This window comes from Ideonella azotifigens, from assembly GCF_006519715.1.
Lineage (GTDB): Bacteria > Pseudomonadota > Gammaproteobacteria > Burkholderiales > Burkholderiaceae_C > Ideonella > Ideonella azotifigens.
On sequence record NZ_VIDT01000172.1, the window covers coordinates 1 to 9,013 of the forward strand.

The window sequence follows — 9,013 nt, forward strand, 5'->3', positions numbered from 1 at the left end:
GCGGCAGGCGCACGATATCGTCGTGCACCGCCGCCAGTTTGGCTGCGGCTTCGATGGCTTCGCGCGTGGCTTCGGGCCGCGAGAGCGCAATGTTCTCGGCCACGCTGGCGGAGAACAGGATGGGCTCCTGCGGCACCCAGGCAATGCCGGCGCGCAGCGCGTCCAGTGTGTAGTCGGCCAGCGTCACGCCGCCCCAGCGCAGGCTGCCGGCCTGCGGCATCCACTGGCGTAGCAGCAGCTTGATCAGCGTGCTTTTGCCCGAGCCGGTCGGCCCCACCAGGCCCAGCGTGCTCCCGGTCGTGATGCGCAGGTTCAGCGCGTCCAGCGCCGGGGCCGGCGCGCCTGGGTAGGCAAAGCGCAGCTGTTCGATCGCGATCTCGCCGGCCTGCACCGGGCTGATGCTGCCGTCGTCGTCGATGGCCAGTGGTTCGTCCAGCACCTTGGACAGCCGCACCCAGGCCGCCTTGCCGCGCTCCCAGAGCGACAGCACCCAGCCGGCGGCGAACATCGGCCAGATCAACTGCGTGAGGTACAGCCCGAAGCTGGTCAACTGGCCAATGCTGAGTTCTTCATGCCACACCAACCAGCCGCCCAGGCCCAGCGAAAACGCGCTCGCGCAGGCCAGCGCCATGCCGACGGCGGGCTCGTAGCGCGCCTCCCAGCGCTGGGCCTGGAAGCCGGTCTCGGCGGCATGGCTGGCCAGCTCGGCAAACCGCGCGCTGCTGCGCGCCTCCAGCCCCAGCGCACGCAGCGTGCGCACGCCGGAAATGGTTTCCTGCACGTGGTCGTTCAGACCGCCAAAGGCGTCCAGCGCCTGGCGCGAGCGCTCGTGCACGGCGCGCGAGATCCACCAGAAGGCCCAGGCCATGAACGGGAAGGGCAGCAGCGCCACCGCGGCCAGCCGCCAGTCCACACCCACGGCCATGGTGCCGACGACCAGCACCAGCGTCAGCGTGCCGTCGAAGCCGGCCAGCAGCGCTTCGCCGCAAGCCATTTCCACGGCGTCCACGTCATTGGTGGCCAGCGCCATCAGGTCGCCGGTGCGGCGGGTCTGGAAAAAGCGCGGGCCCTGGTCGGCCAGCCTGCCGTACAGCTGCGCGCGCAGTTCCACGCCCATGCGGTAGGCGGCGGCATAGAGGCGCATTCGCCAGCCCACGCGCAGGAAGTAGATCGCCACGCCGGCCGCGAGCAGCCAGCCCAGCTCGCGCCACAGCGCCGGGCCCGCCAGTTGATGTGACACCAGTGCGTCCACCAGGTGGCCGATCTGCCGCGGCAGCCAGACCGTCAACAAGGCAATGCCGGCCAGCATCACGCCGGCCAGGCCGTAGGCCGCGGCATGGCGGCGCACGAAGTTCAGGATCAGGCGGGCAAGGGTCATCGTTGCTTGGCTGGGCCGGCGCTGCGGCGTGTGGCCGCGAGCCGGTGGCCGGCACGCCAGGGCAGGTGGCCCGAGCGGCGGTGTGGGTTGGCAGGGCCGCCGATTCTAGGGGGCCGACCCTGCCTGTTCGTCCTCTGGACGAGGATAGACGCGCGCAGCGTGAGGTCGAAAGCTACGCATTTGCCTCATCACCCTGAAAGGTGTGTTCATGCGCTTCGTGATTCATCGCTTCTCCGTGGCCGCAGTGGCCTTGGCCGCCGCGCTGGTGCCGCGGCTTGCTGCCGCCGAAACCTACCGGCTGCAATTGCTGCAGAACCCCTCCGGGGCCAGCGACGCCGTGACCAGCACGCTGGACCAGCAGGGCGTGGTGACCGGCCGTGCGTGGACGGGCACCCGGTGGGTGCCCGTGCTGTGGACCCAAGGCGTTCCGCAAGTGCTGCCCCTGCCCGACGGCCATACCGTGGACACGGTGCGCCGCAGCGAGCAGAACGGATACACCGTCAGCGCCCAGGGCGACAGGGGATTCAGCATGGTCTGGCGACCGGACGGCTCTTCGGTGCAGCTGTCATCCTGGAATGGCGGCGACGAGAACTGCGCCTGCCAGGGCTTCGATGTGGACCCCCAAGGCCGGGTGATGGGCCGCATCCCGAAGGACGGTCTCGAACAGGCTGCGGTGTGGACCGATCCCACCCTGCCGCCCACGCTGCTGCCCACCGATGTCGCCGTGGCGGAGTCGGCGGTGTACCGCACGTCGGCCAACGGCTGGATGAGCGGCTGGCGGCAGTGGCCGGAGACGGGCGGCATCAAGATGCTGGTCTGGAAGGACGGTCTGCTGGTGCCCACGCCGGAACTGGATGCGCTCGGCTATCCATCGATCAATGCCATCAACGCCAACGGCACCGCGGTGGGTGGCTACCTCGACCCGAGCCGGGGCTCACTGGCCATGCTCTGGAAACCGGGCCAGGTGCTGCCGCTGCCGGCGCTGGCGCACACCGTCTGCACGGCCACCGCGCTGAACAACCTGGACGTGGCCGTTGGCAACTGCACCGGCATTGGTGTGATCTGGCGGAATGGCCAGGTCACGTCACTCACCAAACTGCTGGACACCAAGGCCCGCGCGGCCGGCTGGATGATTTCGTATCCGACCGCGATCAACGACAGCGGCGCCATCGTGGTCCAAGCCCAAAGCCGCAACGACCCGCAGAACCGGGTGTTCCAGGCAGTGCTCAAGCCGACGGCGGCGCGGGCATCGCGGCCGTGAAACTGGATGGGTGGCCTCGCTGGACCTGGGGCTGCACCGTCAGCGCGCCACTGCCTCGCCGGGTTGGATCAGTTCCACCGTGATGTGTACCAGTTCCTCGTGCACCGCGAGTTGCTGGCGGAAGTATTCGGGCGTGGTGGGCACGTCCACTTCCAGCGACAGGATGCAGGCATAGCTGCCCTGGCCGACGCGCCAGACGTGCAGGTCGCGGATGCGGGCCGGCACCGGGCTGGCGGCGATGACTTCCTCGATCTCGGCGACCACCGGCGCGTCCATCTCGGCGTCCAGCAGCACCTTGCCTGAGTCGCGCAGCAGGCCCAGGGACCACTTGCCGACCAGGCCTGCGCCGACGATGCCCATGGCCGGGTCCAGCCAGTCCGCGCCCCAGAGCTTGCCACCGAAGAGGGCGAGGATGGCCAGCACCGAGGTGGCGGCGTCGGCCAGCACGTGGATGTAGGCGGCGCGCAGGTTCAGGTCATGGTGGAGTTCGTCTGCATGGCTTTCGTCGCCGTGGGCGTGACCATGTCCGTGCCCGTGGTCGTGCCCATGGTGGCCATCCTTCAGCAGCCAGGCGCAGACCAGGTTGACCGCCAGCCCGAGCACGGCCAGTGCAATCGCCTCGTCGTAGTGGATCGCACCTGGGTTCAGCAGCCGCTCGCCGGACTGGATGAGCATCAGCAGCGCCACGCCCAGCAGGCAGATGGCGCTGGTGTAGCTGGCCAGCACCTCGATCTTCCAGGTGCCGAACGAGAACCGGCGGTCGTGCGCCAGCTTGCGTGCGGCCACGTAGGCGAAGGCCGCGAGGCCCAGCGCCAGCGCGTGCGAGCTCATGTGCCAGCCGTCGGCCAGCAGTGCCATCGAGTTGTAGTACCAGCCGCCGATGATCTCGGCCACCATCATCGCCAGCGTGATCCACATCGCCCAGCGAGTGCGCCGCTCGGCCAGCGGGTTGGCTTCGCCGAAGGCGTGGCTGTGGCGGCCGGTGTCGGTCCAGGCTTTGGCGGAAGAGGGTGAGGCGGCGGGCGTGGTCATGGCGGGCGGACTGCAGACGTTCGGCGGCCGGAAGGCCGTAAAGCCTGCATACTACCCCCCAGTACATTTGTTCTCGCCTCACGGCTTGTCGCCGTGAGGCGATGCCCTTGCCCCATGGCCCACACCATCCAGTCCAAGAAGAAGCTCATTGCCCGCGTGCGCCGCATCCGCGGCCAGGCGGACGCGCTGGAGCGCGCGCTCGATCAGGAGACCGAATGCGGCGCCATCCTGCAGCAGATCGCGGCGATCCGCGGTGCCGTCAATGGCTTGATGGCCGAGGTGCTGGAAGGCCACATTCGCGAGCACCTGGGTGCTGAGGGTGTGAGTGCCGAGCAGCGTGGCGAGGATGTGGAACAGGTGGTGGGCGCGCTTAGGTCCTACCTGAAATAGCGGCCACTCAGGCCGCGCTCAGGCGGCTCACCAGGAAGTCGATCATCGCGCGCTGCTTGGGCAGCATCTGCCGCTGCGGTGACCACAGCGCCCAGGCCGGGCCAAATGCGCCGGCGGCTTGCCATTGCGGCAACACCTGGACCAGTTGGCCCTGGGCAAGATCGGGCTCCACGGTGAAGCGGGGCAGCAGGCCAATGCCCAGGCCACGCAGCGTCAGCTCGCGCACCACGTCGCTGCTGTTGACCACGGCCGGGCCCTGGACGGCAACGGTCACCGCCTTGCCGTCGGGGTCGGTCAGCCGCCAGGGCGTGAGCTTGGCGGACACGCCGGCCGAGAAGCCCAGGCAAGCTTGCTGCGCGAGGTCTCGCGCATGCTGAACGTCGGCCAGCCCGGCGAACTTGGGCGACGCGCAGAGCACGAACTCACAGGCATGCAGGCGCCGCCCGGCCAGCGGCTCGGGCGGCGTGTCCGTCAGCCGAATCGCCAGGTCGAAACCTTCTTCGATCAGGTCCACGTGCCGGTCCACCAGCGTCAGCGCCACCCGCACCTCGGGGCATTGCGCGAAGAAGTCCGGCAGCAGCGGCGCCAGCACATGCTTGCCGTAGGCCAGCGAGGCCGTCATGCGCAGCAGCCCGCTTGGGCGCTCGGACAGTTGCGCCAGCTCGTTGCGGGTGGCGTTGCTCAGGTGCACGATCTGCTCCGCATGGGCGTGCACGATCTGCCCGGGTTCGGTCAGCGACAGCTTGCGCGTGCTGCGGTTCAGCAACTTCGCGCCCAGTTCCAGCTCCAGCCGCTGGACCTGCTTGCTGACGGCCGACTTGGTGAGCCCGAGCTCCCGCGCCGCGGCCGAAAAACTGCCCGCGGCCACCACCCGGGCGAAGACCACCATGGCCGCGAGTTGCTGGGCGTCGCCAATGGCGGATGGGCGCATGATGGTTTCCTCAAGAGAAACAGTGTGTCAAGTGAGTGTGTGATTGTCTCCTTGATGGCGCCGGTTCACGATGGCGCACCTTCACTTCTTCTTCGAGACGCCATGCCTTTCCTCCGCCTGACCCTTGCCAGCGCCAATGAGTTTGACGACGCGAGCCGCCAGCGCCTTCAGTCAGGCCTGACCCGCCTGATGGCCAGCACGCTGCGCAAGGACGCAGCCCTGACCGTCGTGGCCGTCGAACAGGCGCCGCCTGGGTCCTGGTCGGTGGCCGGTGCTGCGCTTGGCGCGCAGGACTGGTCTGCCCAGTTGGAGGTGTTCATCACCGATGGCAGCAACACCGCGGCAGAACGTCGCCGCTTCATCGCCGAGGCGAACGCGCTGATCTTGGCCGAAAGCGGCCGGCCCGCGCAGGCGCCGCTGTATGTCGTGCTGCACCAGGTCCCGGGCGACAGCTGGGGCTACGATGGCGAGACGCAGGCGCAGCGCCATGCCTCGCGCCAGTCAATGGCCGCGAACTGACGCTCGCGGATACTCCGATCTTCGGCGGGCGGGTACCCCGCTCGGTAGGAGTCCTCTTGAACCTGTTGCGCTCTTCTTCACTCTGCCGCTGGCTGGCTGGCGCGCTGACCGTGTGCGCGCAAGCCGCTGGCGCCGCGGAAGCTGCGCCACTGGCCACCGCCGGCTCGGTCTGCAGCTCGCCGTCCCAGCGGCTGGACGAACAAGGCTTCGTGCCGATCAATGGCATCGAGCAGTGGGTCACCATCAAGGGCGAACGTTGTGGCAACCCGGTGGTGCTGGTGGTGCATGGCGGGCCGGGCAACCCGGTCAGCATGTTCTCTGACGGGCTTTACGGTCCGTGGCAGAAGGACTTCACCATCGTGCACTGGGACCAGCGCGGTTCCGGCATGACCTACGGCCGCAACCGGCCGGCCGAAGACGAGGCGCTCACCGTCGCCCAGCTGCGGGACGATGGCATCGCGGTGGCCAGCTACGTGGCGCAGCACCTGGGCGCGCGCAAGCTGATCCTGATGGGCGGTTCCTGGGGCTCCATCCTCGGCATCCAGATCGCCAAGGCCAGGCCTGATTTGTTCCATGCCTACATCAGCACCGCGCAGCTGGTGAACGGGCAGGCCAACCTGTCTTCGAGCTACGCCGCGACGCTGGCGCGGGCCAAGGCGACCGCAGACCAGGAGAACATCGCCAAGCTGGAGGCACTGGGCCCGCCGCCTTGGCGCGACCCGCGCAACTTCGGCATCCTGCGCCGCGTGACCCGCCGCTACGAAGCCGCCCGAACCGACCCCGCGCCCAAGGCCTGGTGGCAGCCTTCCGCCCTCTACACCACCGCCAAAGCCGAGGCCGACTACGAGGCCGGCGAGGACTACTCCTACCTGCAGTTCGTCGGCCTGAAGGGCGACGGCATGCTGTCGTCCACCGACCTGCCCAGCCTGGGCCTGAAGTTCGAGCTGCCGGTGTTCTTCGTGCAGGGAGAGGAAGACCTGGTGACCACGCCCGACGTGGCCCGCCGCTATTTCGACAGCATCGACGCGCCGCAGAAGGACTGGGTGCTGCTGCCTCGCATGGGCCACGACCCGAACCCGGCGATGCTGGGGGCGCAGTTCAAGTACCTGAAAGAGCGGGTACTGCCACTCGCCCAATGAGCGCTGGCAGGCGGTAGCGCCGCCGCGGCGGTCGATGTTAGATTGCGCCCACGATGTGTACCCCACCGCTTCCAAGTCCCCGCCGCAGCAAGCTTGACCGGCCGGAGTCGGCACTGCGCGCCCCATGGCAGAGCTGAAGGGTGCCGAGCGCCGCCTGCACGAGCGCAAGCCCTTGCGCGGCACGGCGCAGCTGGTCTTCCCCAGTCAGCCGCCGTTGGAAGTGCGCACCTGGGACATCAGCGCCGGCGGCATCGCCATCATCGCCTCGGCCAATCCACCACCGAAGCTGCGCTGCGTGATCCGCTTCGTGGTGCCTTTGCTCACGGGAGGCGGCACGCCAGTCGAAGTCAAGGTCCAGGTCGCCCACAGCGTGCTCAGCAGCAACCATGGTGCGTTCATGGTGGGGCTGCAGTTTGAAGGACTGTCGGCGGCTGGCGAGCAGGCCGTTGCGCGATTTCTCAAGGGCCAGTAGACGCTGGCCTGTTCATCCGGATATCGGAACGCCGGGCCTTTCCCGCGCGGGCGCCGCTTCACCTCCTCAGTTTGGAATCTCTCATGGCCTGGGTTGAAATCGTCGCGGCGCTTGCGCTGCTGCAGTATGTGTACTTCGCCATCCTGGTGAGCCGGGGCCGTACGCGCTACGGCATTCATGCGCCGGCCGTGTCAGGCCATGAAGGCTTCGAGCGCCTCTACCGGGTGCAGATGAACACGCTGGAACTGCTGGTCGTGCTGCTGCCCAGCCTGTGGCTGGCCGCCCAACATTGGTCGCCGCTCTGGACAGCCGGCGCTGGAGCCGTCTACCTCGTCGGCCGCATGATCTACCTGCGCGCCTATACCCGCGACCCCACCAGCCGCTCGCTCGGTTATGCAGTCAGCATGACACCGGTGCTGGGCTTGCTGGGGATGGGTTTGCTGGGCGCAGTGATGGCTGTTTTTCGGTGAGGCCGGAAATCGGATGTTGAAGTTGTGGCGGAATTCAGGGCAAAGTGCCTGACATCCAAGGAGACGTAATGATCCGGACTCATGCCAGCCGATTCGTGCTTGCAGCAGCAGTCGCTTGCGACCTTGCCTCGCAGTCCGCATCTGCCGCCGCGCCCGCAATGGGGTGCAAGGCCTTTGGGTTTTCCGGCGCGGTGAGCAGCCACCACGAGTTTCGGCGCGTGATCGGACCCGAGGCCATCTTTGTCATGGTGCCCAGCAAAGGAGTCTCGGGTGGCTGGCAAATGGAAGTTCGGCCGCCAGACCGTCTTCAGCCTCCTGACGATGAACTGGAATACATCTATCCTCTCAATCGTCCCTACCGCAATCGGAACGACAGCTATCTGGATCTCAGTTACGGTGGTTTCCAGGCGCAGGATGCTGTCTACAAAGGCCTGAAGCGGGAGTTCTGGTTCAACTACACAGTGAAAGATGGAAAGAAGGCGTCCTGGTCAGTGCGCCAACTGATCTTTTCCGCACCTGTTCAATCTCAAGAGACGAGCGTGGCTCAGTTGGGTGCCCTTCCCATGGGGAGAGCAACGCTCAGCATCACGAGCGCCGACGTGATCCCGGGCATCGGGCCAAGTCCGGACAGTGGAAAGTCAGCCGCGAACCTCAGTGAGGAGCAGCGCAATGGGGTGATCAAGCGCATTGCCTTTCAGATGCGGCTGGTGGTGCCTGATGGCTATGTGGTGCCGCCTGAGTTCGCCGTTCGTCCTGCTGCCTGTCCGAGACCTTGGCTGGATCAATGGGAGCACTGATCGTGCCGGCGGATCGGTCGCTTACAGTCACCAGGCGCCTGTTCGCTTCTCCGCGCCCTGATGACATTCCCACCTGCTCCCGATAACCGTCCCGCGATCCCGCAAGGCTTGATGGTCTTGCACGGCAACCGCGCGGAACTGCTGGCCGAAACGCTGTTCGCCTGGCTCAGGGCGCATCCGCTGGCGCCTTTGGAAGAGGAGGTCATGCTGGTGCAGAGCAACGGCATGGCCGAGTGGCTGAAGATGTCCTTGGCGCAGTCTGGCGGGGCGGCGGGCATTTGCGCTGCGGCGCGGGTCGAGTTGCCTGCGCGTTTCCTGTGGAGGCTGTACCGGCAGGTGCTGGGGCGGGACCAGGTGCCGATGCACTCGGCACTGGACAAGACGCCGCTGACCTGGCGGCTGATGCAGCTGTTGCCCGAGTTGGCGCAGCGACCTGGCTTTGAGCCCGTCGCCGGGTTCCTGATGGGCGACGAGCCGGATCGCCTGCTGCAGCTCAGCCGTCGCCTGGCCGACCTGTTCGACCAGTACCAGGTCTACCGCGCCGACTGGCTGGAAGGCTGGGCGCAGGGGCGCGACGTGCTGCGCAACCCGGGCAGGCCGGACCATCCGCTGCCGGCGGACCAG

Annotated in this window: 11 protein-coding genes; 8 read left to right on the top strand and 3 right to left on the bottom strand. The window is 67.5% G+C overall.

Annotated elements, in window-relative coordinates; all coding sequences use genetic code 11:
- Positions 1-1,378, bottom strand: a 1,378-nt coding sequence (locus FKP22_RS12645; protein WP_141287845.1) for an ABC transporter ATP-binding protein, incomplete at its 3' end; no start/stop codon positions are given.
- A 208-nt stretch (positions 1,379-1,586) separates the two neighbouring features.
- Here FKP22_RS12645 and FKP22_RS12650 point away from each other — a divergent pair.
- Positions 1,587-2,639, top strand: a complete 1,053-nt coding sequence (locus FKP22_RS12650) for a hypothetical protein (protein WP_141287846.1) — start codon at positions 1,587-1,589, stop codon at positions 2,637-2,639.
- Positions 2,640-2,678: 39 nt separating this feature from the next.
- On the opposite strand, the gene dmeF is transcribed toward FKP22_RS12650, so the two are convergent.
- The gene (gene dmeF, locus FKP22_RS12655) at positions 2,679-3,671 is read right to left on the bottom strand and encodes a CDF family Co(II)/Ni(II) efflux transporter DmeF (protein ID WP_141287847.1); all 993 of its coding nucleotides are present in this window, start codon (positions 3,669-3,671) and stop codon (positions 2,679-2,681) included.
- A 114-nt stretch (positions 3,672-3,785) separates the two neighbouring features.
- Between dmeF and FKP22_RS12660 the strand changes: the two genes are divergently transcribed.
- Positions 3,786-4,061, top strand: a complete 276-nt coding sequence (locus tag FKP22_RS12660; RefSeq protein WP_141287848.1) for a metal/formaldehyde-sensitive transcriptional repressor — start codon at positions 3,786-3,788, stop codon at positions 4,059-4,061.
- Between the two features lie 7 nt (positions 4,062-4,068).
- Here FKP22_RS12660 and FKP22_RS12665 read toward each other — a convergent pair whose 3' ends face one another.
- Positions 4,069-4,992 carry a LysR family transcriptional regulator gene (locus FKP22_RS12665; RefSeq protein ID WP_141287849.1) on the bottom strand — a complete coding sequence of 308 codons (924 nt, stop codon included), beginning with the start codon at positions 4,990-4,992 and terminating at the stop codon, positions 4,069-4,071.
- Between the two features lie 102 nt (positions 4,993-5,094).
- Between FKP22_RS12665 and FKP22_RS12670 the strand changes: the two genes are divergently transcribed.
- From FKP22_RS12670 to FKP22_RS12695, 6 genes are all read left to right on the top strand, one after another.
- Complete coding sequence (locus FKP22_RS12670; RefSeq protein ID WP_170200872.1) at positions 5,095-5,511, top strand: tautomerase family protein; 417 nt, start codon at positions 5,095-5,097, stop codon at positions 5,509-5,511.
- 56 nt (positions 5,512-5,567) lie between these two features.
- Entirely contained in the window at positions 5,568-6,650 is a 1,083-nt protein-coding gene (locus FKP22_RS12675) for an alpha/beta fold hydrolase (RefSeq protein WP_211361393.1), read from the top strand.
- A gap of 124 nt (positions 6,651-6,774) precedes the next feature.
- The gene (locus tag FKP22_RS12680; RefSeq protein ID WP_141287851.1) at positions 6,775-7,122 is read left to right on the top strand and encodes a PilZ domain-containing protein; all 348 of its coding nucleotides are present in this window, start codon (positions 6,775-6,777) and stop codon (positions 7,120-7,122) included.
- 83 nt (positions 7,123-7,205) lie between these two features.
- Positions 7,206-7,592, top strand: a complete 387-nt coding sequence (locus FKP22_RS12685) for an MAPEG family protein (protein WP_141287852.1) — start codon at positions 7,206-7,208, stop codon at positions 7,590-7,592.
- Positions 7,593-7,660: 68 nt separating this feature from the next.
- Positions 7,661-8,389, top strand: a complete 729-nt coding sequence (locus FKP22_RS12690; protein ID WP_141287853.1) for a hypothetical protein — start codon at positions 7,661-7,663, stop codon at positions 8,387-8,389.
- 111 nt (positions 8,390-8,500) lie between these two features.
- Positions 8,501-9,013 (top strand): exodeoxyribonuclease V subunit gamma (locus FKP22_RS12695; protein WP_233446837.1); only part of this gene is annotated, 513 nt, incomplete at its 3' end.